The organism is Agromyces sp. C10 (assembly GCF_023217995.1).
In the GTDB taxonomy this organism is placed as follows: domain Bacteria; phylum Actinomycetota; class Actinomycetes; order Actinomycetales; family Microbacteriaceae; genus Agromyces; species Agromyces indicus.
Genome location: NZ_JALPSX010000005.1, coordinates 70,177 through 93,153, shown reverse-complemented (window position 1 = coordinate 93,153; position 22,977 = coordinate 70,177). Strand labels below are relative to the sequence as shown.

Annotated in this window: 23 protein-coding genes and 1 tRNA gene; 12 read left to right on the top strand and 12 right to left on the bottom strand. The window is 73.7% G+C overall.

Translation table 11 applies throughout. The features are described 5' to 3' along the window. The first annotated feature begins 7 nt into the window (after positions 1-7). The 4 genes from M1L56_RS07050 to M1L56_RS07035 all read left to right on the top strand — a co-directional run bounded on the left by M1L56_RS07050 (position 8) and on the right by M1L56_RS07035 (position 4,554). Positions 8-2,530, top strand: a complete 2,523-nt coding sequence (locus M1L56_RS07050) for an ATP-dependent Clp protease ATP-binding subunit (protein ID WP_067946611.1) — start codon at positions 8-10, stop codon at positions 2,528-2,530. Positions 2,531-2,630: 100 nt separating this feature from the next. After that, complete coding sequence (locus M1L56_RS07045; RefSeq protein ID WP_248598678.1) at positions 2,631-3,140, top strand: amino-acid N-acetyltransferase; 510 nt, start codon at positions 2,631-2,633, stop codon at positions 3,138-3,140. A gap of 74 nt (positions 3,141-3,214) precedes the next feature. Then, positions 3,215-3,874 carry a hypothetical protein gene (locus tag M1L56_RS07040; protein WP_248598677.1) on the top strand — a complete coding sequence of 220 codons (660 nt, stop codon included), beginning with the start codon at positions 3,215-3,217 and terminating at the stop codon, positions 3,872-3,874. A gap of 272 nt (positions 3,875-4,146) precedes the next feature. Continuing rightward, entirely contained in the window at positions 4,147-4,554 is a 408-nt protein-coding gene (locus tag M1L56_RS07035; protein WP_067946571.1) for a dehydrogenase, read from the top strand. Between the two features lie 55 nt (positions 4,555-4,609). Here M1L56_RS07035 and radA read toward each other — a convergent pair whose 3' ends face one another. Further along, a complete protein-coding gene (gene radA, locus M1L56_RS07030; protein ID WP_248598676.1) occupies positions 4,610-5,974 on the bottom strand; it encodes a DNA repair protein RadA in 1,365 nt (454 codons plus the stop codon). 10 nt (positions 5,975-5,984) lie between these two features. Further along, entirely contained in the window at positions 5,985-6,815 is an 831-nt protein-coding gene (locus M1L56_RS07025) for an SGNH/GDSL hydrolase family protein (RefSeq protein WP_248598675.1), read from the bottom strand. A gap of 97 nt (positions 6,816-6,912) precedes the next feature. On the opposite strand from M1L56_RS07025, the gene M1L56_RS07020 reads away from it, so the two are divergent. Beyond that, a complete protein-coding gene (locus tag M1L56_RS07020) occupies positions 6,913-8,118 on the top strand; it encodes an NAD(P)/FAD-dependent oxidoreductase (protein ID WP_248598674.1) in 1,206 nt (401 codons plus the stop codon). Positions 8,119-8,189: 71 nt separating this feature from the next. Further along, positions 8,190-8,279, top strand: a tRNA-Ser gene (locus tag M1L56_RS07015). A 46-nt stretch (positions 8,280-8,325) separates the two neighbouring features. Here the strand turns inward: M1L56_RS07015 and M1L56_RS07010 are convergent. Further along, entirely contained in the window at positions 8,326-9,174 is an 849-nt protein-coding gene (locus M1L56_RS07010) for a universal stress protein (protein WP_248598673.1), read from the bottom strand. A 145-nt stretch (positions 9,175-9,319) separates the two neighbouring features. Here M1L56_RS07010 and M1L56_RS07005 point away from each other — a divergent pair, with 145 nt between their 5' ends. Then, the gene (locus M1L56_RS07005) at positions 9,320-11,911 is read left to right on the top strand and encodes an HAD-IC family P-type ATPase (protein ID WP_248598672.1); all 2,592 of its coding nucleotides are present in this window, start codon (positions 9,320-9,322) and stop codon (positions 11,909-11,911) included. A gap of 14 nt (positions 11,912-11,925) precedes the next feature. On the opposite strand, the gene M1L56_RS07000 is transcribed toward M1L56_RS07005, so the two are convergent. Then, positions 11,926-13,008, bottom strand: coding sequence for a DNA polymerase IV (locus M1L56_RS07000; RefSeq protein WP_248598671.1), 1,083 nt, complete (start codon positions 13,006-13,008; stop codon positions 11,926-11,928). A 100-nt stretch (positions 13,009-13,108) separates the two neighbouring features. Here M1L56_RS07000 and M1L56_RS06995 point away from each other — a divergent pair, with 100 nt between their 5' ends. Continuing rightward, on the top strand, positions 13,109-13,378 hold the full coding sequence (locus M1L56_RS06995; protein ID WP_248598670.1) for a GlsB/YeaQ/YmgE family stress response membrane protein: 270 nt from the start codon (positions 13,109-13,111) through the stop codon (positions 13,376-13,378). Positions 13,379-13,459: 81 nt separating this feature from the next. On the opposite strand, the gene M1L56_RS06990 is transcribed toward M1L56_RS06995, so the two are convergent. Next, positions 13,460-14,194, bottom strand: a complete 735-nt coding sequence (locus M1L56_RS06990; protein WP_248598669.1) for a glutamine amidotransferase — start codon at positions 14,192-14,194, stop codon at positions 13,460-13,462. Beyond that, on the bottom strand, positions 14,191-14,877 hold the full coding sequence (locus M1L56_RS06985) for a LysR family substrate-binding domain-containing protein (protein WP_248598668.1): 687 nt from the start codon (positions 14,875-14,877) through the stop codon (positions 14,191-14,193). Before M1L56_RS06985 ends, M1L56_RS06990 begins: the two co-directional genes overlap by 4 nt. 117 nt (positions 14,878-14,994) lie before the next feature. Between M1L56_RS06985 and M1L56_RS06980 the strand changes: the two genes are divergently transcribed. Beyond that, complete coding sequence (locus tag M1L56_RS06980) at positions 14,995-15,381, top strand: DUF5997 family protein (protein WP_067946607.1); 387 nt, start codon at positions 14,995-14,997, stop codon at positions 15,379-15,381. A 16-nt stretch (positions 15,382-15,397) separates the two neighbouring features. On the opposite strand, the gene M1L56_RS06975 is transcribed toward M1L56_RS06980, so the two are convergent. Continuing rightward, positions 15,398-16,033: an alpha/beta hydrolase gene (locus M1L56_RS06975; RefSeq protein WP_248598667.1), complete on the bottom strand. Its 636-nt coding sequence runs from the start codon at positions 16,031-16,033 to the stop codon at positions 15,398-15,400. A 144-nt stretch (positions 16,034-16,177) separates the two neighbouring features. On the opposite strand from M1L56_RS06975, the gene M1L56_RS06970 reads away from it, so the two are divergent. Continuing rightward, a complete protein-coding gene (locus tag M1L56_RS06970) occupies positions 16,178-16,759 on the top strand; it encodes an NUDIX hydrolase family protein (RefSeq protein WP_067946543.1) in 582 nt (193 codons plus the stop codon). A 36-nt stretch (positions 16,760-16,795) separates the two neighbouring features. Here the strand turns inward: M1L56_RS06970 and M1L56_RS06965 are convergent, their stop codons facing one another. Further along, positions 16,796-17,299 (bottom strand): GNAT family N-acetyltransferase, encoded by a 504-nt coding sequence (locus tag M1L56_RS06965; protein ID WP_067946541.1) that lies wholly within the window; start codon positions 17,297-17,299, stop codon positions 16,796-16,798. Positions 17,300-17,434: 135 nt separating this feature from the next. On the opposite strand from M1L56_RS06965, the gene M1L56_RS06960 reads away from it, so the two are divergent. Further along, positions 17,435-17,776 carry a hypothetical protein gene (locus M1L56_RS06960; RefSeq protein WP_248598666.1) on the top strand — a complete coding sequence of 114 codons (342 nt, stop codon included), beginning with the start codon at positions 17,435-17,437 and terminating at the stop codon, positions 17,774-17,776. A 66-nt stretch (positions 17,777-17,842) separates the two neighbouring features. Here M1L56_RS06960 and M1L56_RS06955 read toward each other — a convergent pair whose 3' ends face one another. The 3 genes from M1L56_RS06955 to M1L56_RS06945 all read right to left on the bottom strand — a co-directional run bounded on the left by M1L56_RS06955 (position 17,843) and on the right by M1L56_RS06945 (position 20,775). Next, the gene (locus M1L56_RS06955) at positions 17,843-19,393 is read right to left on the bottom strand and encodes a DEAD/DEAH box helicase (protein WP_248598665.1); all 1,551 of its coding nucleotides are present in this window, start codon (positions 19,391-19,393) and stop codon (positions 17,843-17,845) included. A gap of 219 nt (positions 19,394-19,612) precedes the next feature. Beyond that, on the bottom strand, positions 19,613-20,242 hold the full coding sequence (locus M1L56_RS06950) for a DUF1684 domain-containing protein (RefSeq protein ID WP_248598664.1): 630 nt from the start codon (positions 20,240-20,242) through the stop codon (positions 19,613-19,615). Further along, positions 20,239-20,775, bottom strand: coding sequence for a hypothetical protein (locus tag M1L56_RS06945; RefSeq protein ID WP_248598663.1), 537 nt, complete (start codon positions 20,773-20,775; stop codon positions 20,239-20,241). The genes M1L56_RS06950 and M1L56_RS06945 overlap by 4 nt, the downstream gene beginning before the upstream one ends. A gap of 123 nt (positions 20,776-20,898) precedes the next feature. On the opposite strand from M1L56_RS06945, the gene M1L56_RS06940 reads away from it, so the two are divergent. Continuing rightward, positions 20,899-22,161, top strand: a complete 1,263-nt coding sequence (locus M1L56_RS06940; protein ID WP_248598662.1) for a hypothetical protein — start codon at positions 20,899-20,901, stop codon at positions 22,159-22,161. A 29-nt stretch (positions 22,162-22,190) separates the two neighbouring features. On the opposite strand, the gene M1L56_RS06935 is transcribed toward M1L56_RS06940, so the two are convergent. Beyond that, the gene (locus tag M1L56_RS06935) at positions 22,191-22,955 is read right to left on the bottom strand and encodes an SDR family NAD(P)-dependent oxidoreductase (protein ID WP_067947005.1); all 765 of its coding nucleotides are present in this window, start codon (positions 22,953-22,955) and stop codon (positions 22,191-22,193) included. Between the last annotated feature and the right edge of the window lie 22 nt (positions 22,956-22,977).

The following is a 22,977-nucleotide window of genomic DNA, read 5'->3' as shown; positions in this document are numbered from 1 at the left end:
GATGATGATGTTCGAGAGATTCACGGACCGAGCCCGTCGTGTCGTCGTCCTGGCCCAAGAAGAGGCCAAGATGCTCAACCACAACTACATCGGCACCGAGCACATCCTGCTCGGCCTCATCCACGAGGGTGAGGGCGTGGCCGCGAAGGCGCTCGAGTCCCTGGGCATCTCGCTCGATGCCGTCCGCGAGCAGGTCCAGGACATCATCGGCCAGGGCCAGCAGCAGCCGACCGGGCACATCCCCTTCACGCCGCGCGCGAAGAAGGTGCTCGAGCTGTCGCTGCGCGAGGCGCTGCAGCTCGGCCACAACTACATCGGCACCGAGCACATCCTCCTCGGCCTCATCCGCGAGGGCGAGGGCGTCGCCGCCCAGGTGCTCGTGAAGCTCGGCGCCGACCTCAACCGGGTGCGCCAGCAGGTCATCCAGCTCCTCTCCGGCTACCAGGGCAAGGAGCAGGTCCAGGTCGGGGCCAACGAGCAGCAGGCGCCGCAGGGCGGCTCGCAGATCCTCGACCAGTTCGGTCGCAACCTCACGCAGGCCGCCCGCGAGTCGAAGCTCGACCCGGTGATCGGCCGCGAGAAGGAGATCGAGCGGGTCATGCAGATCCTCTCGCGCCGCTCCAAGAACAACCCCGTCCTCATCGGCGAGCCCGGCGTCGGCAAGACCGCCGTCGTCGAGGGCCTCGCGCAGGCGATCGTCAAGGGCGAGGTCCCCGAGACGCTGAAGGACAAGCAGCTCTACTCGCTCGACCTCGGCTCGCTGATCGCCGGCTCCCGCTACCGCGGCGACTTCGAGGAGCGCCTGAAGAAGGTCACCAAGGAGATCCGCACCCGCGGCGACATCATCGTCTTCATCGACGAGATCCACACCCTCGTGGGTGCGGGTGCCGCCGAGGGCGCGATCGACGCCGCGTCGATCCTCAAGCCGCTGCTCGCCCGCGGTGAGCTGCAGACCGTCGGCGCGACCACGCTCGACGAGTACCGCAAGCACTTCGAGAAGGATGCCGCGCTCGAGCGCCGCTTCCAGCCGATCCAGGTCGCCGAGCCGAGCCTGCCCCACGCGATCAACATCCTGAAGGGGCTGCGCGACCGCTACGAGGCGCACCACAAGGTGTCGATCACCGACGGCGCGATCGTCGCCGCGGCGAACCTCGCCGACCGCTACATCAGCGACCGGTTCCTGCCCGACAAGGCCATCGACCTGATCGACGAGGCCGGCGCCCGCCTGCGCCTGTCGATCCTGTCGTCGCCGCCGGAGCTGCGCGAGTTCGACGAGAAGATCGCCGTGGTCCGCGCCGCGAAGGAGACCGCGATCGAGGAGCAGGACTTCGAGAAGGCCGCGTCGCTGCGCGACGAGGAGAAGAACCTGCTCGGCGAGCGGCTCCGCCTCGAGAAGCAGTGGAAGTCGGGCGACGTCAAGACCACCGCCGTGGTCGACGAGGGCCTGATCGCCGAGGTGCTCGCCCAGGCCACCGGCATCCCGGTCTTCAAGCTCACCGAGGAGGAGAGCTCGCGGCTGGTCTTCATGGAGAAGGCGCTGCACGAGCGCGTCATCGGCCAGGAGGAGGCGATCTCCGCCCTGTCGAAGACGATCCGCCGCACGCGTGCGGGGCTCAAGGACCCGAAGCGTCCCTCCGGCTCGTTCATCTTCGCCGGCCCCACGGGCGTCGGCAAGACCGAGCTGGCCAAGGCGCTCGCCGAGTTCCTCTTCGACGACGAAGCGGCCATGATCTCGCTCGACATGTCGGAGTACGGCGAGAAGCACACCGTCTCGCGACTCTTCGGCGCCCCTCCCGGGTTCGTCGGCTTCGAGGAGGGCGGCCAGCTCACCGAGAAGGTCCGCCGCAAGCCGTTCAGCGTCGTGCTCTTCGACGAGATCGAGAAGGCCCACCCCGACATCTTCAACTCGCTCCTCCAGATCCTGGAGGAGGGCCGCCTCACCGACGGCCAGGGTCGCGTCGTGGACTTCAAGAACACCGTCATCATCATGACGACGAACCTCGGCACGAAGGACATCTCGGGCGGCCCCGTCGGCTTCCAGGTCGAGGGCGACACCCGCACGGGCTACGACCTCATGCGCGCGAAGGTGAACGAGGAGCTGAAGAAGCACTTCAAGCCCGAGTTCCTGAACCGCGTCGACGAGATCATCGTCTTCCCGCAGCTGTCGAAGGAGGAGCTCCTCCAGATCGTCGACCTGTTCATCAAGCGACTGGGCGAGCGCATGCTCGACCGCGACATGACGGTCGAGCTCACCACCGCGGCCAAGGAGCGGCTCATCGAGGTCGGGTTCGACCCGGCCCTCGGCGCCCGCCCGCTGCGTCGCGCGGTGCAGCACGAGGTCGAGGACCGCCTGTCCGAGAAGATCCTGCACGGCGAGCTCAACTCGGGCGACCACGTGCACGTCGACTTCCGCGACGGCGAGTTCGTCTTCACGACCACGCAGCGGGCCCTGCCCGTCGGCGTCGGCGTGAACACCGGCGCCGCGATCGGCACCGGCCCGGCCACGCCCGACCTGGCGGCCGGCCAGTAGCCACGCGGTTCGAAGGGGCGGATGCCGCGGCATCCGCCCCTTCGCCGTCCCCGCGGGTGCCGAATGCGAGACGTCGGGCGCCGCGCAATACGATGAGCGGATGACGCAGCCGCCCTTCACCGTGCGCAAGGCGCGCACGCGCGACATCCCCACGATCGTCGAGCTGGTGGAGCCGCTGGTGGCGCGCCGCATCCTGCTCGGCAAGGAGCGCGTCGACCTGTACGGCGACGTGCAGGAGTTCCGCGTCGCCGAGGCCGCCGACGGGTCGGTGATCGGGTGCGGGGCGCTCCACGTGATGTGGGAGGACCTCGGCGAGGTGCGCACGCTCGCAGTGCGCGACGACTGGCTCGGGCGGGGCGTCGGGCACGCACTGCTGGACGCGCTCGAGGGCGACGCGCGAGAGCTCGGCCTCACCCGCCTGTTCTGCCTCACGTTCGAGGTCGCGTTCTTCGGCCGCCACGGCTTCGAGGACATGGGCGGCGAGTCGGTCGATCCGGCCCTGTACGCGGAGCTCGTCCGCTCCCACGACGAGGGCGTCGCCGAGTTCCTCGACCTCGCCCGCGTGAAGCAGAACACCCTCGGCAACACCCGGATGCTGAAAGTCCTCTGAGCGTTCCTCACCGCCCGTCCGGCGCGCCGGGCGACCGTCGGTCCGAGGTCGGCGGGCGGCCGTAGCCTGTGGCCATGTCCGAGAATCGCACCACGCAGGGGCGCCTGCCCGCGAGCGTCTACCGTCGCCGCCGGGCGATGGTGCTCCTCGGTCTCGTCGCGGTGATCATCGCGATCGTGCTCGTCATCGTGCGCCCGGGCGCGAGCCAGGGCGATGAGGTCGCGCAGACGACGCCCGCGTCCGCCGAGCCGTCCGCCCCGGTCGCCACGGCACCGCCGTCCGACGACCCCGCCGCCACGCCCGAACCGGCCGTCGAGCCCGTCGACGGCGCGCCTTGCACCGACGCGCAGATCACCGTCGAGGCGGTGACGGATGCCGCGGTGTACGCCACCGGCGAGCAGCCGCAGCTGTCGGTGACGATCACGAACACGGGGCCGAACGTCTGCGTGATGAACGTCGGCACCAAGGCGCAGGCGTTCACCGTGCAGAGCGGCGACGAGGTGTACTGGTCGTCGACCGACTGCCAGGTCGACCCGGTCGACGCGGTCGTGTCGCTCGAGCCGGGCACGCCCGTGTCATCGAGCACGCCGCTCGTGTGGGACCGCACGCGCTCGAGCCCCGACACGTGCGACGCCGAGCGCGCCGCCGCCCCGGGCGGGGGAGCGTCGTACCACCTCGGCGTCACGGTGGACGGGTTCGCGTCCGAGACGACCAAGCAGTTCCTGCTCTACTGATCCGCGATCGCCGCGGTGACGGCGGCTCGCGCGGTGCGCGGTGTCCCCTGAAGTGCCGACAGGACCGGGGGCGGGGCCTTCGATAGATTCGACGTGGGTCGCGCACGCGCGGCTCCGGGAACGGCCCGGTTCCGTTTCCGGGTGGGGGCGCCGGCTCGCATCGCCCTTGCGAGCAGGAAGACACCATCAGTGCACCGTCTCCCGTCTTCGGGTGACGGGAGGCGGTGCGCTCCCTCTGCGCCTCGCGCGCCGCGGCCGGTTAGGCTCGTCGGATGGCCGGTGGAAAGCGTGCGAAGGGCGGCGAGCCCGTGGAGTTCCGTTCCCAGGCGCTCGCGGAGGCGCTCGAGCGGCAGGACATGGCGGCGGTGGCGCTCGCGCTGCGGCACGGCAACACCGTGGTGCCGCTGATGAAGCCGGGTCCGCGCGACAAGCCGCTCGACGGCGGCGAGGTGTGGACCTACCGCGATCCGCGGACGGGCGAGGTGGCGCTGCTGCTGTTCAGCGACGCGGCGAACAAGCCGGCGAACCTGCCGCCCGCGGTGGGCCTGCAGAGCCCGGCGTGGCTCCGCACCTTCCTCAAGCGCTACGAGTCGACGATCACGACGGTGTTCCTCGACATCGCCGGCCCGCACCCGATGCAGGCGTCACCCGCCGAGCTGCTGAAGGCGCTCGAAGCGTAGGTTCGCGAGGCGCCGGCTTCGCGCGGCGACTCGCGCCGCCGCGGCGCGCTCTCGATCAGAACGCGGCGTCGAACTCGCGCTCGCGGGCGCCGGTCGCGACCATCATGGCCCGCTCGACCGCGGCCCGGACGCTGCCCAGGTCGTCGTCGAGCAGGTCGCGGTAGCCGAGGCGACGCGCCTCGGAGCCACGCTGCTTCGCGGACGTGACGGGTCGCACCTCGCCCGCGAGGCTGATCTCGCCGACGGCGGCCAGGTCGTGCGGCACCGCCCGGTCGCGCATGGCGCTCGCGATGGCGATGGCGATGGCGAGGTCGGCCGCGGGTTCGACGAGCCGCACGCCGCCGACCGTGGAGACGTACACGTCGTGCTCGCCGAGCTGGCGGAGGCCCGCGCGGCGTTCGAGCACCGCGATGATCATGGCGACCCGCGACGGGTCGACGCCGTTCACCACCCGGCGGGGCTGCGGCGCCTTCGTGGCGACCACGAGCGCCTGCACCTCGACGGGGAGCGCCCGTCGCCCCTCGAGGGCGACGGTCACGCAGGTGCCGCTCACGGCGGTGCGGGACCGGCTGAGGAACAGCGCGGACGGGTCGGGCACCTCGGCGATGCCGTCGCCGGTCATCTCGAAGCAGCCGACCTCGTCGGTCGGTCCGAAGCGGTTCTTGAGCGCCCGCACGAAGCGCAGCGCGGTCTGGCGGTCGCCCTCGAACTGGCAGACGACGTCGACGAGGTGCTCGAGCAGCCGCGGGCCCGCGATCGTGCCGTCCTTCGTGACGTGGCCGACGAGGAGCACGGGCAGCTGCCGTTCCTTGGCGACGCGGATGAGGGTCGACGCGACCTCGCGGACCTGGCTCGGCTGGCCCGGCAGACCGTCGGAGAGCGAGCTCGACACCGTCTGCACGGAGTCGACGATGAGCAGGTCGGGCTGCACCTCGTCGACCTGGCCGAGGATGGTCGCCAGATCGGTCTCGGCGGCCAGGTAGAGCTCGTCGTGCAGCGCGCCGGTGCGGCCGGCCCGCAGGCGCACCTGCGCCGTCGACTCCTCGGCGCTCACGTAGAGCACGCGGCGCCCGGTCGCCGCGACCCGCGCGGCCACCTCGAGCAGGAGGGTCGACTTGCCGACGCCGGGTTCGCCCGAGAGGAGGATCGCGGCACCGGCGACGATGCCGCCGCCGAGGACCCGGTCGAACTCGCCGATGCCGCTCGGCCGATGGGCGGTGTGCTCCGCCTCGATCTGCCCGATCGGCCGCGCGGCCCTCGCGGAGGACGGCGCGACCGGCTGCAGGCTGCGGGTGATGCCGGTCTCGGTGCCCGACTCGACGACGGTGCCCCACTGCTGGCACTCGGCGCATCGGCCGACCCACTTGACGGTGCTCCAGCCGCACTCGGTGCAACGGAACGCGGTCGTGGGCTTCGGCATGCTCGAAAGCCTAGGCGCGGCCCCCGACATCCGCGGGGACCCCGGCCGCGGCATCCGTCTCGTCGTCGCCCGCGGGGAACCGCTCGGCGAGGGTGGCGAGCACGGCCGGCCGGAACGCGTCGGCCCACACCCGGTACCCGTGGTCGTTGGGGTGGAACCAGTCGTTCGCGAAGTGGGTGAAGATGCGGCGGAAACCCCGCAGGCGCGTCTCGCGGTGGAGGCGCACGAGCGCGAGGCCGCGCTCGTCGACGAGCCGGCGCAGGATCTCGTTCGCCACGGCGACCTTGCGCTCGTTGTGCGGGAAGTAGAAGAACGGCAGGTCGGCGACGAGCGCGTGCGGGGGCACCGCATCGAGGATCGCCCGCAGGTTCGCCTCGAACGCCTCGGGGTCCCATTTCGCGATGTCGTTGGCGCCGATCGACACGGTCATCACGTCGGGGCGGTACTTCGCGAGCTTCGGCAGCTGGTCCTGCACGGCGAGCGCCGTCGTCGCGCCCGAGACGCTGAGGTTCACCACGCGCACCGTCCGCCCGGTGGTGTCGCGGATGAGCCGAGCGAGCACGCCGACGTAGCTGTGGTCCGGTCGGCTCGCCCCGATGCCCTGCGCCGCGCTGTCGCCCATCGCGACGTAGAGGATCTCGCCGCGGACCTTGGCGTGGTCGCGCCACCACTTCGAATGCACGGGCAGCGTCTCGTTGAGGATCAGGCTGTTGCGCGTGATGCTCGCACGGAACCGCCGCCACGCGGCGCGCGCGGCGAGCACGGCACCCCCGAGCACGGCGACGGTGACGACGGCGGATGCCGCGGCGGCGCCGGGCGGACGATCGGGTTGGTGTGGCACGCGGCGACGCTATTGCCGTGGGCTGAACGACCGCTGAGCACCGGCTGGACGCTCCGAGGGGCTACCGGCGCCGCGGCGCCCGGCCTACGCTGGCGCCATGCTGGCGGACACGGACGTCCTCGTCGTCGGCGCCGGGCAGGCGGGCCTGGCGGTGAGCCACGAGCTGATGGCGGCGGGCGTCGACCACGTCGTCGTCGACCGCGAGCGCGCCGGCGCGGCGTGGTACCTGCGGTGGGACAGCTTCACGCTCGTCACGCCCAACCACACGATCCGACTGCCCGGCGGCGCCTACGACGGCGACGATCCCGCGGGCTACCTGACCCGGGAGGGCATCATCGCGCACTTGCGCCGGTACCGCGGCTCGTTCGGCGCGCCCGTCATCGAGCACGCCGGCGTCGAAGAGCTCCGGGCGGCCGATCGCGGCTTCGTCGCCGAGACCGAGGGCGGACCCGTGCGCGCGCGACGCGTGGTCGCCTGCACGGGCGCCTACCACCGGGAGCGCCGCCCCGCGGTGGTCGACGACCTCGCGCGCCACGTGCCGGTGATCGGCTCGACGTCGTACCGCTCGCCCGAGTCGGTGCCCGACGGGCGCGTGCTCGTGATCGGCGGCGGGCAGACCGCGGGGCAGCTCACCGAGGAACTCCTCCTCGCCGGTCGCGAGGTCGTGCTGTCGGCCGGGCGTGCACCGGCGATGCCGCGGCGCGTCGGCGACCGCGACGGCATCGACTGGCTGATCGACGCCGGCTTCTTCGAGCAGACCGCCGCCCGGCTGCCGACCTCGGCCGCCCGGCTCTCGCCGAACCCGCTCGTCACCGGTCGCGCCGGCGGCCACGACCTCAACCTCCGCACGCTCGCCGCGGCGGGGGCCGAGCTGCTCGGGCACATCGTGGGCGTCGACGACGGCCGCCTCGTCGTCGCCGACGACCTCGCCGAGTCGGTCCGCGCCGGCGACGAGGGCTGGGCGGTGATCTGCCGCCTGATCGCGCAGGCGGCCGAGCGGATGTCGGTGCCCGTCCCCGACCTTCCCCGGATGCCGCCGGGCAGCGTGCCCGCGGCACCGGCCCCCCGCCTGGCGGAGTTCTCGGCCGTGGTCGTCGCCTGCGGGTTCCGGCCCGACTACCGCTGGATCGGCATCCCGGGCGTCGTCGACGAGCTCGGCCTGCCCATCCAGCGCGAGGGTGCGAGCACCGTCGCGCCCGGACTGTACTTCACCGGGGTGCCGTGGATGCGGACCCGCAAGTCGCCGCTGCTGCTCGGCGTCGGCGAGGACGCGGCGGTGGTCGCCGCGCAACTGGCGGCGTAGCGGCATCCGCTCGCCCCCTCGCCCGCCGGCTCGTTTTGGACCGCGCGGACGATCCGGCTATCATCGATCCCGGTACCGTGTCCGAGCGGCCTAAGGTGCAACTCTCGAAAAGTTGTGTGGGTGAAAGCCCACCGTGGGTTCAAATCCCACCGGTACCGCCACATGACGGAAGCCCCTCCTCGCGGAGGGGCTTCCGTCGTCTCGGGGTCAGGCGCGGGTCGCGTCGTCCTCGGAGTGCAGCCCGCTCAGGGGCGGCACGACGATGGTCGTGCAGCGCGCGTTGGTCACGAGGGCGTGGCTCACCGAGCCGAGGAACATCCGCCGGACCGTGCCGAGCTGCCGGGATCCGACGAACACCGTCGCGTGCTCGCGGGCGCGACGGAGCAGCGCGGGCGCCGTCGGGCCGGAGTCGACGTGGCGCTCGACCGCGAGATCCGGGTGGTCGGCGAGCGCCGGCGCGAGCGCGTGGTCGAGGACCTCGGTGTCCTGGGCGACGTCGTGCGTGCGGGCGCCGACGTGGACGGCGTGCAACGTCTCGCCGCGCTTGGCGGCGTAGTCGGCCGCGAGCCGGCAGAGCCGCTCGGCCGTCTCGCCGTGGTCGACGGCGACCATGACGCCCGAGCGCTCGAGCACGTCGCCGACCGGGATCACCGCGACCGGGCCGTCGGCGGCTCCGGCCAGGCGCGGACCGAGGCGCGAGCTGTGCCAGTACTCGTCGGTGCGCCCGTTCTCCGCGCCGACCACGACGAGGGAGTCGTCGCCCGTTCGATCGGCGAGCACGTCGCCGGGCTCGCCGCGGACGGCTGCGGCCTCGACCTCGAGACCGGGATGCTCGGCCCGGATCCGCTCGGCGCGTTCGGCCACGTCGACCTCGGCCCGCTGCAACTCGGCGCGCGTCTCGTCGTCGTCGCCCGCGAGCCCGGTGTCGTCCACGGCCCGGACCAGGCGCAGCCGTCGTCGGCCCTCCGCCTGCATCTCGGCCCGCGCGATCGCCCACTCCAGCGCTCGCTCGGCGGTCTCGCTCGCGTCCCAACCCACCACTGTCGTCTCGTGCATCTCATCCTCCGGTTGACCGTCGTCCTTCCACCCTCTCGCATGGGGGTGCGGCGAGTCGAGGCGAACGTCCCGCGGCATCCGGTCTCGACCCGGCGGGGGACCTTCGCCACTCGCGCCGGTCTCGACGACGTGGTCGGCTGGGGGCATGGCCGACGCCCCGACACGCCGACCCGGACCCGATGTCCTCCACGACCTGCCCGATCCCGGCGTGGGGCTCCAGCCGGACGAGGCGGCGCGCCGCCTGGCGCAGTACGGCCCCAACGTGCTGGGCGTGCACCGCGCCGCGAGTCCGTGGCGGATCCTGTTGCGGCAGTTCCTCAGCCCGCTGATCTTCCTGCTGCTCGTGTCGGCGACGGTGACGGCGCTGCTGCAGCGCTGGATCGACACCGTCTCGATCCTGCTGGTGCTCGTCGGCAACGCCGCCATCGGGTACTGGCAGGAGAGCAAGGCCGAACGCGAGGTCGCGGCGCTGCAGTCGCTCACCGCGCCGCGCGCCCGGGTGGTCCGGGCGGGCGTGACGTCGATGGTGGATGCCTCGGCGCTCGTGCCCGGCGACGTCGTGCTGCTCGAGAGCGGCGACAAGGTGCCCGCCGACCTGCGCCTCGTGCAGTCCACCGGGCTGCGCGTCGACGAGTCGATGCTGACCGGCGAGTCCGTCGCGGTGTCGAAGGCGGCGGGCGCGGAGGCCGGCGACCGCGAGCTCGCCTTCGGCGGCACGCTCGTGGCGACGGGACGCGCCCGCGGGTTCGTCATCGCGACCGGGGCCGCCACGCAGCTCGGCGAGATCGACCGGCTCGTGCGGAGCGTCCGCACCCAGACGCCCCTGCAGCTCATCATCGACCGGCTCGAGAAGCGCATCGGCTGGGTCGTCGGGTTCGTCGGCCTGTTCGTGCTCGTCGCCGGCCTCGTCGTCGGCCTCACGCCGGGCGACGCGCTGCTCACCTCGATCGCGCTCGCCGTCGCGACGATCCCCGAGGGGCTGCCCGTCGCGCTCACGGTCGCGATGAGCATCGGCGTGACCCGGATGGCGCGCAAGCACGCCGTCGTCCGGTCGCTGCCCGCGGTCGAGACGCTCGGATCCACGACGGTCATCGCCTCCGACAAGACTGGCACGATCACCGAGAACCGGCTGACCGTCGAGCGGGTGTGGACTCCGGGCGGCATCAGGACGGTCGGGGCCGAAGCGCCGGACCTGCCGTCGGACGCGCTTGACGTGCTCCGCGCGGGTGCGCTGACCAACGAGGCCCACCTCGACCCCAGCGACGGGACCCTCACGGGCGACGCCGTGGACGTGGCCATCGCCCGCGCGGCCATCCACGCCGGCGCGGTCACGGCGGCCGAGTTCGCCGCGCCACCCGCCGCGCACCTGCCGTACGAGCCCGAGCTGCGCAGCTCGCAGTCCGTGCGCGTGCGCCCCGACGGGACCCGGGTGCTCTACGTGAAGGGCGCACCTCGCACCATCCTGGACTGGTCGACGGCCATGGCGGTCGCGGATGGCGGGGGAGCGGCATCCGTCGACCCCCGTGCCGTCGAGGCGGCCGAGCACGCGCTCGCCGAGGCCGGCCTGCGCGTCATCGCGTGCGCCGCGCGCGAACTCGCCCCCGACGAGCCCCTGCCCGCCGAGCTCGGCGTGCCCGGCGGCCTCACCTTCCTCGGCCTCGTCGGCATGGTGGACCCGCCGCGACCCGGTGTCGCCGACGCCATCCGCCGGTGCCGGTCGGCGGGCATCGCGGTGAAGATGCTCACCGGCGACCACCCGAAGACCGCCGCGTCGATCGGGGAGCGGGTCGGGATCGAGTCGTCCGGTCCGCCCATCACCGGCGCGGAGATGGCGGAGATCAGCGACCACGAACTCGTCGCACGGCTCCAGGAGACCTCGATCGTCGCCCGCGTCACCCCGCAGGACAAGCTCCGCATCGTGTCGGCACTGCAGCAGCACGGCGAGATCGTCGCCGTGACCGGCGACGGCGTCAACGACGCGCCCGCCCTGCGGCTCGCCTCGCTGGGCGTCGCGATGGGCCGATCCGGCACGGATGTCGCGCGCGAATCGGCGGACATGGTCCTCACCGACGACGACTTCGTCACCATCGTCGACGCCGTCGAGCAGGGTCGCGTGACCTTCGGCGCGATCCGCAAGGTCGCGTTCTTCCTGCTGGCGAACGCCGTCGCGGCGCCCCTCGCCGTCGCGCTCAACCTGTTCACCGACACCCCGCTGCTGTTCCTCCCCGTGCAGGTGCTCTGGTTCAACCTCGTGCTGAACGGACTCCAGGACGTCGCGATCGCGTTCGAGCCGGGCGAGGGCGGCGAACTCGAAGCGGCGCCCCGCCGCCGCGACGCGGGGCTGCTCTCGCGCGACGTGTGGACGCGGATCGTCGTCACGGGGGTGTGGATGGGCATGTGCGTGCTCGTGACCTTCCACGTCGCGCTCGACGCCGGCTACGAGATCGAGCACGCGCGCACGCTCGCGATGACGGTCTTCGCGTTCCTCAACTTCTTCCAGGCCGGCACCGCGCGCTCCGAGCGACGGTCGGTGTTCGCCCTGCGCCCGTGGGCGAACCCGCTGCTGCTGGGCGCCGTCGTGCTGCAGGCGCTCGCCGTCTGGACGGTGCCCGGCCAGCAGATCCTCGGCTTCGTGCCGCTGTCGCTCCGGGACTGGTTGACGGCCTTCCTCGTCGGTGCGACGGTGCTCGTCGTGGCCGAGATCGACAAGTGGATCCGTCGTCGGCGCGCGGCGTGAGCCGGCGGCCCGGCTCACCACCCGCTGCGGGTCGGGGTGTGTCCCTCGCGCGCACCATCGGGCATCGGCATCTCGGCACGAAGGCCGAGCAAGCGGATGGCGCGACCGGGCTCGATCCGGTCCCCGGCGAGTTGCAGCATCCGTGCCGTCACGTCATCGCGATCGGAGCTCGCGGGGATGCGGCGCTGGTACGTCTTCGTGACGAACGGGGCGTAGCGCACCTTGAGGGTGAGGCCGATGACGGGCCGGCCCTCGGCCGCCACATCGTCGAGCACCCGCGCGGCGAGTTCCCGCAGCGCCGACTGGACGTCGGCGGGATCCTCCAGGTCGCGTTGGAAGGTGGTCTCCCGGCTGTGGCCGCGCGCGACCCACGGCGTGTCGTCGACGACCCGGGCGCCCTCGCCGCGCCCCAGCTGCCCGTACCACGGCCCCATCCGCGGCCCGAACTCGCCCGCGAGCACGGTCTCGTCGGCCGCAGCGAGCTCGCCGACGGTCCGGATGCCGTGCGCGGCGAGGCGGCGCGACACCTTGCTCCCGACGCCCCACAGCTCGATCACCGGCCGGTCGCCCATCACGGCCGCCCAGTTGTCGGCCGTGAGCCGGAACACGCCGGCGGGCTTGCCGAACCCGGTGGCGACCTTCGCCCGCACGAGCGTGTCGCCGATGCCCACGCTGCAGTGCAGGCCGGTTCGCGCGAGCACGGCGGCCTGCAGGTCGCGCGCGTCGCGCTCGGGGTCGTCGGAGTCGAGGCCGACGAACGCCTCGTCCCAGCCGAGCACCTGCACGGTGGCGCCGGGGTGCGCTCGCAGCGTCGCCATGACCTCGGCGGATGCCGCGGCGTAGGCCTCGGTGTCGACCGGGAGGATGACCGCATCGGGCACCTTGCGCGCGGCGATGCGCAGCGGCATCCCGGACCCGACGCCGAACTGGCGCGCCTCGTACGAGGCGGTCGACACGACCGCCCGCTCGGTCGGGTCGCCGCGACCGCCGACGATGACCGGGCGGCCGGCGAGCTCCGGGCGCCGGAGCACCTCGACCGCCGCGATGAACTGGTCGAGGTCGACGTGCAGGACCCACGGGCCCGGACTGCCGCTCACCTCGCCTGAATAGCGCCTCGCGACACGCGAGCGCAACCACTTGCACTCAGGAGGTTCTCAGGAGGACAGTTGGGCTCACACAAGAGAAGGAGTGTGCTCAATGAGTTTCCTCGCTTTCCTCCTCCTCGGCCTCATCGCCGGGGCGATCGCCAAGCTCATCCTGCCCGGAAAGCAGGGCGGCGGATGGCTCATCACCTTGCTGCTCGGCGTCGTGGGCGCCCTGCTCGGTGGCTGGCTCGGCAGCGTGCTGTTCGGCGTCGGCCTCGAGGAGTTCTGGAGCATCCAGACGTGGCTGCTCGCCATCGGCGGCGCGATCATCGTGCTGCTGATCTACGGCCTCATCGTGAACCGCAACAAGCGCACCGCCTGATCTGCGGCGCAGCTCCGGGGGCCCGGTCGACCTTGGTCGGCCGGGCCTTCGGCATGTCCGGGTCGACCGCAGCGGGGCGGCTCAGCCGCCGGCGAGCTCGACGAACCGGCGCAGCATCCGCTGCGGTTCGGTGACGGATGCCGCGGCGAGCCGCTCGCTCACGGCGCGGAGCTCACGCGCGGGGAAGTAGCCGTGGTGACGGTACACCTCGGCGCGGGCGATGAAGTCGGCCGTGGACACCTCGGGGTGGAACTGCGTCGCGTAGACATTGCGCCCCACGCGGTAGACCTGCACGGGGCAGCTCGCCGACCCGGCGAGGTGGACGGCGTCCGAGGGCAGCCGATCCGTGGCCTCCTTGTGGCCGACGAGGGCGTCGAAGCGCTCGGGCAATCCGCTGAGGAGGGGATCGGCCCGACCCTCGTCGGTCAACGTGATCTCGACCGCGGCCGCCTGCTCGCCATACGTGGTGCCGACTTCGCCGCCCAGCACGAGGGTGAGCACGCCGATGCCGTAGCACGTGAACAGCACCGGGTGGTCGGTCTCGAGCGCCTGTTCCGCCAGGCGCGCGAGGTCGGCCTCGACGCGGCGCTGCACCGGATGCTTGTGCTCGTGCGGGGTGGTGACGTTGTACGGGCTGCCGCCGACGATCACCCCCGCGAACCGCCCCGGCACGGCGTCGCCCAGCGTCTCGACGTCGATCCGGTGGTGCTCGAGCCGACCCGCGTCGAGGCCCGTCGCGCGGCGCACGGACTCGTACTCGGGTCCGACGGCCTCGACCTCGGGGCGGGCCGAGATGAAGAGGAAGGGACGGCTCACCGGCGTCGACCGCCTCGCCGCTGCTGACGGCCTCCACGGCCGGTGCCGCCCGACCGGCCGCCGGAGCGGCGGCCCCCCGCGGGCTGCCGACGGTCGCGCGACGCCGCGGCCGGCTTCGCGGGCGGAGCGGCGGTCTCGTCGGGCTCGTCGGCACCGCGCGAGCTCCGGGCGGTGCGGCCGCGCACCACCCCGACGAACTCCTGGATGTCGGCGTCGTCGCGTTCGACGCGCCACACCAGCGCGATGCGCGTCGGCGCGGCATCCGTCACCGGGATCGCGACGACGTCGCGGCGATGGTGCAGGCGCGCCAGGCTGTGGGGCAGGATCGCGTAGCCGGTGCCCGCGGCGACGAGCTCGAGGGTCATGGCCGGGTCGTCCTGCTCGGGTGCTCGCGGCTCGTCGGCGAGGTCGGCCAGTTCGAGGTCGTCGGCCTCGGCGAGCGGATGGTCCTTCGGCAGGGCCGCGACGGGGAGCTCCTCCCACAGCCGGATGCGATGCAGGCCGGTCTCATCGACCGGGAGCCGAACGAAGGCGAGGTCGGCCTCACCCGCGCGGAGCCGGTCGCACTGCGCGGATTCGTCGACGCGCTCGGCCTCGAGCGGCAGGTCGGGTCGCCGGTCGGCCCACGCGCGCAGCCACTTCGCCGGGCTCACGCCCGCGACGTAGTCGAGCCGCAGCGCCACGCCAGCCCCCTTCCGCCGCGCTCCGCGGCCCTCTCAGGGTAGTCGGCGCCTGCGGCCGGTGACGAAGCCGACTACCGTGGAGGCGTGAACGAGTCGAAGCCGCGCCCCTCCCAGACGATGAAGCCCGAGACGGCGGCGAAGAAGCTCGGCATCCTGCTCGACGCCGCGCCCGAGGAGTTCCGCTCCGGCGAGGTCAGCCGCGCCGAGCTCGCCGCACTGCAGGCCGACCCGCCCGAGTGGCTCGCGACCCTCCGCCGCGAGGGCCCGCACCCGCGCAGCGTCGTGGCCGCGAAGCTCGGCGTCTCGAACTCCGGTCTCGCGCGCGCCGGCATCGACCAGCCGCTCACCACGGCCGAGATCAAGGATCTGCTCGCCGCGCCGCCCGCCTGGCTCGTCGAGGAGCGCGCGCGCCAGGCCGGCGTCCGCGCCGAGAAGCGCCGCATCGCCGAGCGCGACGCCGCCCGCCGGGAGGCCGGCGGCGGAGGCGGCGGCGCCGGCGTCTGAGACGCCCCGCCGCGGCTCAGGCCGCGTAGCGCGCCGCGAGGAACGCCGTCACGTCGGCGAGTTCCCGCTCGGAGACCGAGTGGCCGAGGCCCTCGTACACGCGCTGGTCGACCTCCGCATGCCGCGGCAGCCACGCCTGCGTGTGCCGGACCGCCTCGGCGGGGATGACCTCGTCCGCCGTGCCGCGACCCCAGAAGACGGGCGGCGCGAGCTGCGACATCCGCTCGTCGCCCGCACGTTCGCCGGGCAGCGAGAACCCCGCGAGGGACACCGCGAACGCGAACCGCTCGGGCGCGCGCCGGAGCAGTTCGATCGCCATGGCCCCGCCCTGCGAGAAGCCGAGCAGGCCGACGGATGCCGCGTCCGGCGCCACGCGGTCGAGCCACTCGATCACGGCGATCGTGGCCGCCTCGGCGTCCTCGGTCGACAGTTCGTTGTCGAGCTGCTCGGGCAGCGGGAACCACGCGTGGCCGTACCCGGTGGGGATCGGCGCGCGCAGGCTCGCGATGGCCGGCTGCAGCGGCAGGTAGGGGCTCAGGCCGAACAGGTCGCCCTCGTGCGAGTTGTAGCCGTGCAGCAGCACCAGGAGGGGCCGGCCGGCCCGGTCGGCCGGCGATGCCGACCACAGCACCGCGTCGTCGTCGATCCGCATCGGGGCATCGTACCCCGGCCGCCCGTGCCGGCGAGGGGACGCGACACGCCGCCGGCCCCGCCAGGGCGGCGGCGTGTCGCGTCCCCCCGCGGCGCCTCCGCGGCCCTCCACGCGAGCCGGGCGCTCGTGGGGCAGAATCGAGGCATGGCCGTGCGCACACCCGACCCGGACTGGAACCCCGGCGATGAGCCGGTCGTGCAGCCGCCCGCCAACCCGGGCTGGCTGAGCGACATCGAGCTCGCCGAGGTGCGCGGTCGCCTCCCGCTGCTCTACGTCGAGGCCGTGCCCGTGCGCGTCGACGGCGTGGGCCAGGTGATCGAGGTCGGCGTGCTGCTGCGCGCCAACGCCGTCGGCGAAATGACCCGCACGCTCGTGTCGGGACGGGTGATGTACGGCGAGACCATCCGCGACGCGCTCTTCCGCCACCTCGAGAAGGACCTCGGGCCCATGGCGTTCCCGCTCCTGCCCGCGAGCCCGGTTCCCGCGGCGGTCGCCGAGTACTTCCCGCTGCCCGGACTGTCGCCGTTCACCGACGAGCGCCAGCACGCGGTCTCGCTCGCGTACGTCGTGCCGGTCACCGGCACGTGCGAGCCGCGACAGGACGCGCTCGAGGTGACCTGGGTGACGCCCGAGGAGGCGGCGAGCGAGGCGCTCGGCGCCGAGATGGAGGGTGGCCGCGGCGTGCTCCTCCGGCGGGCGCTCGCGTCGGTGGGCGCGCTGCCGTAGTCGGCCCCTCGGGAAGCGCCGGGCCGGGCCGTCGGCCTAGCGCACCATCCGGATCTCGTGGATCGTCTCGCCGAGGAACGGCTCGTCGTGCGAGGCGCCGTCGGCCGTGAAGCCGTTGCGCTCGTAGAACGCGACCGCGTGCTCGTTCGCCGACGGCACCCACAGGTAGACGGCGTCGTCGCCCACGGCCGCGTCGAACAGCTTCTGCCCGATGCCCTTGCCGTGGTGCGCGTCGAGCAGGTGGATGAAAAACAGCTCGCGTTCGCGCGGCGCGTCGGCGTCGCGCGCGGGGCCGGCACCGGCGAATCCGACGATCTCGCTGTCGACGAGCGCGGCGACGTGGATGAACTCCTCGCCCTGGTTCATCCAGTGGTTCCACAGCTCGGCCATGCGGCGCGGGGAGAGGTTCGCGAGGGTGGCGGCGTCGACCAGGGTGTCGTAGTCCTCGTGCCAGCACTGCGCGTGCACGCGGCCCAACGCCTCGACGTCGGTGTCTCGGACGGGGCGGATGACGACTTCGGCAGCGACCTCGGTGCTCATGCGCCTCAGGCTAACCCGGCCTCCCGTCACCGGCGAAATCGGCGGCGGCGCTCGGGCGGAGGCGACCGGCGGGCGCCCGGAGCAGCAGCCGCGACGCGGCATCCGCTCAGCCCACGGGCGTAGCCTGCGGCCATCATGAGCCCGCCGTCGCTGCCCGGTCGCCGCACCGACCCGCCCGTGGAGTACTGCGCGACCATCGTGCTGCGCAGCCCGGCGACGCGCATCGACGCGCTCGCGGTGATCGCGCTCGCCGCCGACTCGCGCGTCCAGGGCGCCGGAACCCTGCACGCGCGGGTGCCGCTCGCCGAGGGCGCGTGGGCCGAGGTCGAGCTGCCGCGCGTCGGGGAGCCGCCGCCGCTCGCGATCGACGTTTACAGCACGGTGAGCGACGACCACGCGCGACTCACGGCGCTCGCGCTGCTCGCCCGACTCGAGGCGTCGACCGCCTGGAACCTGCGGCCGGACTTCGTCATCTGAGCCGCCGCCGAGACGCCGAACGGCCCCGCACCGAGAGGTGCGGAGCCGTTCGGGATCGCTCGGGGCTCAGCCCTGGGCGCGACGGTTCGTGCGCGTGGAGCGCGACGGCGAGACGAGGCTGCCGACGCGCAGCGGCGCCTTCTGGCCGTGGCGAGCGGATGCCGCGCGCGGGGCGCTCGACGACTGCGCGGCGCGGCCCTGGCCGCCCGACTGCCCCGGCGCGTGCGCCTTCGCCTCGGCGGGCCGGCCCGACCGGTCGCGACGCGGCGCGGCGGGCGCCACGTCGGACTGGCCGCCGCGACCGCGGCCGCGGCTGCGGCGACCCTGGCCCGCGGGCTGGGGCTCGCCGGCACGTGCGGCGCGCTTGCGCTGGGCGTTGGCGCCCTGCGAGCGCCCGCCGCCCTGCGGCTGACGTGCCTCGCGCGGTGCGGGCTTCACGTACGGCGCGACGTCGCCCACGAGCTTCGCGACGGCGGGCGAGTCCGCGGTCACCTGCTGCGGCGTGACGCGGATGTCGGCCTTGCGCAGCAGGGTCTTGAGGTCCTGCTTCTGGCCGGGCAGGCAGACGGTCACCACGTCGCCCTCGCTGCCGGCGCGCGCGGTGCGGCCCGAGCGGTGCAGGTACGCCTTGTGCTCCATGGGCGGGTCGACGTGGATGACGAGCTCGACGTGGTCGACGTGCACGCCGCGCGCCGCGACATCCGTCGCCACGAGCACCTTGACCGAGCCGTCGCCGAACGCGGCGAGGTTGCGGTCGCGCTGCGGCTGCGACAGGTTGCCGTGCAGGTCGACGGCGGGGATGCCCTGCTCGGTCAGCTTCTTCGCGAGCTTCTTCGCGTGGTGCTTCGTGCGCATGAACAGGATGCGGCGGCCGGTGCCCGAGGCGAGCGTCTTCACGAGCTCGTTCTTCGCGTCGACGTCGTCGATCTCGAAGACGTGGTGCGTCATCGCGGCGACGGGGGAGTTCGCCTCGTCGACCGAGTGGAGCACCTCGTTCTGCAGGTAGCGCTTCACGAGCTTGTCGACGCCGTTGTCGAGCGTCGCCGAGAACAGCAGGCGCTGCCCGCCGCGGGGGGTCTTGTCGAGGATGCGCGTGACGACCGGCAGGAAGCCGAGGTCGGCCATGTGGTCGGCCTCGTCGAGCACGGTGATCTCGATCGCGTCGAGGCTCAGGAAGCCCTGCTTCATGAGGTCCTCGAGGCGGCCGGGCGTGGCCACGACGATGTCGACGCCCGCCTTGAGCGCGCTGACCTGGCGGGTCTGGTTGATGCCGCCGAAGATCGTGGTGACCTTCAGGCCGTACGCGGCCGCGAGCGGCTCGAACGTCTGGGTGATCTGCGTGGCCAGCTCGCGGGTGGGGGCGAGCACGAGGCCGAGGGGGCGGCCGGGGCGGCGCTTGCCGCCGGCGAGCGACGTGCCGAGGCGCGCCACCATGGGGAGCGCGAAGGCGATGGTCTTGCCCGAGCCGGTCTTGCCGCGGCCGAGCACGTCGCGCCCGGCGAGGGTGTCGGGCAGGGTGTCGGCCTGGATCGGGAAGGGGGTGGTCTTGCCGTCGGCGGCGAGGGCCGCGACGAGGGGTGCGGGCACGCCGAGCGCGCCGAAGGTGAGGTCCGTCAAAGGTGGTCCGTTCGGGATGGCACGGCCGGGCGCGCCGCGGAACGCGGCGGATGGGCCCGGCGGTGGGGAATGGCGAAGACGCCGGTCGGCGAATCCGTTCGCCGTATGAAGTCATCGGGCTCTCGGCCCGGGAGCGTGTCTACGACGCAGGCGGCGCGTTCGTCGCGCACGCCGACGTCAACCATAGCGGATGCCGCGGGGCCGACCCTGTGCGCGCCCTCAGCGCGGCATCCGCTCGCCCACCGGGATCTCGTCGCGGACCGTGTTGCCGGGCGGAGCGAGCGGGCACGACCACGACGGGTCGTACGCGCACGAGGGGTTGTAGGCGAAGTTGAAGTCGACGACGAGGCTGTCGTCGTCGGCGCCCGAGCCGAGGTCGGCGCCCTTCACGGAGTCGAGCAGGTAGCGTCCGCCGCCGTAGGTGCCGCCCGGCTGGCCGGCGAGACCGTCCTTCACCGGGAGGAACAGCCCGCCGCCGTACGCCGTGATCCGCCACACGTCGAGCGTGCCGAGGTACGGGATGCGGACCGTGCCGACGAGCGAGAAGGGGATGGACCCGTCGGTCGAGCTGTCGACGACCATCCGGACGGGCTCGTCGGGCCGGCGCACCTCGAGCTCGAAACGCCAGTCGGGGTCGTAGCGCGGCACGGTGAGGCCGGTGAACCGAGCCCGGTCGTCGGGCAGCAGGGGCGACTGCGGGTGACCCGCGAACAGGTCGTCGCGGCCCGAGCGCCAGAGCTCGTGTCCCTGCGCGGGGTCGTGGGAGTTGAGGTGCCGCACCCCCGCGTAGAGGCCGAAGACGCGCCGACGCCAGTCCGCGAGCTGGAGGGCGCCGAGCGTCGCGGTCATGCCGCGCTCCCGGCTTCGGCGGCGGATGCCGCGCGGTCGGCGTCGGCCGTGCCCGGCGGGTCGTACGCCCACGTCGGCGCCAACTGCTTCAGGCGCATGCCGCGGTACTGCCAGAACGCCCAGGTCGGGTACCAGAGCAGGGGCTCCAGCGCCCCGGCGCTCGCGCGGAGCTGGTCGCGGTACAGCGTCCGCCCGTCGGGCAGCGGCGAGATCGCCATCCGGTGGTCCCAGTGCCGGAACGCCGCGAGCGGGCCCGAGACGGCGCCGCCGCCGTCGCGCAGCATCTTCACGCCCGGCGGCAGCCCGCCCGGGTACGAGACGTCGATGATCTCCTCGCCCGTGGGCGCGATGCCGAACGCGAGGGCACGCAACCGGTGCGGTCCCTCCGGCCAGGTCGCGGGGAAGCCGGTGCCCTCCAGCGACTCGAAGTCGAGCCAGGGGGCGACGACCTCGCGGAGCACGGCGGGGCTGCGGATCGCGCGCCACGCGGCATTCGCATCGCAATCGAGGGTGAGCTTCAACAGCACGCGCATGCGACGAGGCTAGGGGCGGGCGGATGCCGCAGCCAAGGCTCCGCGCCGGATTCCCGGCGGGCGCTCGGCGGGCTCCCGGTTCGCGCCCGAGCCGTTGGGCGCCGAAGTGCCTAGACTCGCGGCATGGGCGGACTCGAGTGGGTGGTCCCCTCGCTGGTCGGGATCGGCGCGGCCGCACTCGTGCTGGTGGGCACGGTCGTGGGCCTCAGACGGGTCGGCGTGCGGCGGGAGTCGGTCGACCGGCGGGCCGCGCATGAGCTGGAGACGAGCGCCAAGGCGCGTCTCGTGCGCGCCGACGAGGCGGTGCGCGAGGCCGACCAGGAGGTGCGCTTCGCCGACGCGGAGTTCGGCCCGGACGTCGCGCGGGACCTCGCCGAGGCGGTCGCCCGGGCACGCGGGTGGCTGCGGGAGGCGTTCCTGCTGCAGCAGCGCCTCGACGACGCCGAGGAGCACACGGCGGCCGAGCGACGGTCCTGGAGCAGCCGCATCGCCTCGCTGTGCGACTCGATCCATCGCGCCCTCGCCGAAGCCCAGCAGGGGCTCGCCGAGCGCCGGGCCGCCGAGCGCGGTGCCGCCCAGGACCTCCCCGCCCTGCGCGAGCGTGAGGCACGGGTCCGGGAACGCCACGACGCCGCAGGCCAACTGCTCGAGCGGCTCCGCTCCCGATTCGACGCCGCCGCGCTCGCCGCGGCGGAGGGGGCCGCCGGGCGGGCCGAGCGCTGGCTCGCGGGGGCCGGCGCCGCGCTCGCCGAGGTCGAGGCCCACCTCACCGAACCGGGGCGTCCCGTCGCACCGGCGCTCGCGCGTGCCGGGCACGCGCTCGAACGCGCCGGAGCCGAGCTGGCCGCCGTCGAGCGCGTCGAGCCCGACCTCGCAGCGGCCGCCGAGGCGGGGGACGCCGAGGCGTCCGCGCTGGACGCCGAGCTCGCGGCGGCGCGCCACGAGCGCGACGCGGCCACCGATGCGGATGCGGCCTCCGCCCTCGGCGTCGCGATCGGCGACGCCTCGCCGCTCCTCGTCGGGCGGGACGCCCGCGCCGGCGACCCGTTCGCCGAGCGCGACCGGCTGCGCGCCGCACGGGACCGGCTCGAGGTCGCCCGCGCCGCGGTCCGACGCGCCGAGGACCGGCTCGAGGGCGCGCGCGGAGCGCTGCCGGGCGCGATCGCCATCGCCGAGAGCCAGATCGCGGTCGCCCGCGCCGCCATGGAGCGCGCCCGCGCCTTCGCCGGCGCCGATGCCCGCACGCGCCTCGCGGAGGCCGAGCGCCAGCTCGGGATCGCCCGGCGCGAGTCCGATCCGGTCGAGGCGCTCGACGCCGCCCGGCGGGCGGCCGCCCGGGCGAGCGACGCCGAGGCGCTCGCGCACTACGCCGCCCTGCACCGCTGAGGTGCCGCCGCGGCATCCATCGCGAGCGGCTACTTCCCGCCCGAGATGCGGATGTCGGTCGCGGTGACGTACGACGCGTCATCCGACAGCAGGTAGGCGACCGCGCCTGCGATCTCGTGCGGCTCGCCCGGGCGGCCCATCGGGATGCCGCCCGCGCGCTCGTCGGGTGCGTTCGGCCGGCCGGCCGCCGCGTGGATCTCGGTGCGCGTCGTGCCCGGCGAGACGGTGTTCACGCGCACGCCCGAGCGGGCGAACTCCTTGCCGAGGCCGAGCGTCATCGTGTTCAGGGCGGCCTTGCTCGCCGCGTAGGGGATGTAGGTGTCGGGTGCGCCGTGCGTGGCCGCGCCCGACGAGATGTTCACGATCGACCCGCCCGCGCCCCCGCGCTCGGTCGACATGTGCGCGATCGCCGACCGGCACAGCGCCATCGGCGCGAGCACGTTGATGCGGAGCACCAGCTCGGCCTCCTCGATCGACCCGTCGAGGAACGGCCCGATGCGACCGGTGATCCCGGCGTTGTTGACCAGCCCGGTGACCCGGCCGAAGCGGCGGACGGCCTCGGGCACGAGCTCGGCGCACGCGTCGAGGTCGGCCTGGTCGAGCGGCAGCACCTCGACGCGCGCGCCCGCGGCGCGGCATCCGTCGGCCACGCGTTCGGCGTCGTCGCGGCGCTCGCGGTACGTGAGGACGAGGTCGTGGCCCTCGGCGGCCAGGCGCTCGGCGATCGCGGCGCCGATGCCGCGGCCGCCGCCGGTGATGATCGTGACGGGTCGGGCGTCGACATGCGAGGTCATGCACCCACCCTACGAGCGCCGC

Excerpts from the sequence above, each read along its gene's own strand:
- M1L56_RS07045 (WP_248598678.1), top strand. The coding sequence starts at position 2,631 with ATGACGCAGCCGCCCTTCACCGTGCGCAAGGCGCGCACGCGCGACATC.
- M1L56_RS07040 (WP_248598677.1), top strand. The coding sequence starts at position 3,215 with ATGTCCGAGAATCGCACCACGCAGGGGCGCCTGCCCGCGAGCGTCTAC.
- M1L56_RS07005 (WP_248598672.1), top strand. The coding sequence starts at position 9,320 with ATGGCCGACGCCCCGACACGCCGACCCGGACCCGATGTCCTCCACGAC.
- M1L56_RS06970 (WP_067946543.1), top strand. The coding sequence starts at position 16,178 with ATGGCCGTGCGCACACCCGACCCGGACTGGAACCCCGGCGATGAGCCG.
- M1L56_RS06950 (WP_248598664.1), bottom strand. The coding sequence starts at position 20,242 with ATGACCGCGACGCTCGGCGCCCTCCAGCTCGCGGACTGGCGTCGGCGC.
- M1L56_RS07010 (WP_248598673.1), bottom strand. The coding sequence starts at position 9,174 with ATGCACGAGACGACAGTGGTGGGTTGGGACGCGAGCGAGACCGCCGAG.
- M1L56_RS06945 (WP_248598663.1), bottom strand. The coding sequence starts at position 20,775 with ATGCGCGTGCTGTTGAAGCTCACCCTCGATTGCGATGCGAATGCCGCG.
- M1L56_RS06975 (WP_248598667.1), bottom strand. The coding sequence starts at position 16,033 with ATGCGGATCGACGACGACGCGGTGCTGTGGTCGGCATCGCCGGCCGAC.
- radA (WP_248598676.1), bottom strand. The coding sequence starts at position 5,974 with ATGCCGAAGCCCACGACCGCGTTCCGTTGCACCGAGTGCGGCTGGAGC.
- M1L56_RS07050 (WP_067946611.1), top strand. The coding sequence starts at position 8 with ATGTTCGAGAGATTCACGGACCGAGCCCGTCGTGTCGTCGTCCTGGCC.
- M1L56_RS06935 (WP_067947005.1), bottom strand. The coding sequence starts at position 22,955 with ATGACCTCGCATGTCGACGCCCGACCCGTCACGATCATCACCGGCGGC.
- M1L56_RS06980 (WP_067946607.1), top strand. The coding sequence starts at position 14,995 with ATGAAGCCCGAGACGGCGGCGAAGAAGCTCGGCATCCTGCTCGACGCC.
- M1L56_RS06995 (WP_248598670.1), top strand. The coding sequence starts at position 13,109 with ATGAGTTTCCTCGCTTTCCTCCTCCTCGGCCTCATCGCCGGGGCGATC.
- M1L56_RS06960 (WP_248598666.1), top strand. The coding sequence starts at position 17,435 with ATGAGCCCGCCGTCGCTGCCCGGTCGCCGCACCGACCCGCCCGTGGAG.
- M1L56_RS07035 (WP_067946571.1), top strand. The coding sequence starts at position 4,147 with ATGGCCGGTGGAAAGCGTGCGAAGGGCGGCGAGCCCGTGGAGTTCCGT.
- M1L56_RS06940 (WP_248598662.1), top strand. The coding sequence starts at position 20,899 with ATGGGCGGACTCGAGTGGGTGGTCCCCTCGCTGGTCGGGATCGGCGCG.
- M1L56_RS07020 (WP_248598674.1), top strand. The coding sequence starts at position 6,913 with ATGCTGGCGGACACGGACGTCCTCGTCGTCGGCGCCGGGCAGGCGGGC.
- M1L56_RS06965 (WP_067946541.1), bottom strand. The coding sequence starts at position 17,299 with ATGAGCACCGAGGTCGCTGCCGAAGTCGTCATCCGCCCCGTCCGAGAC.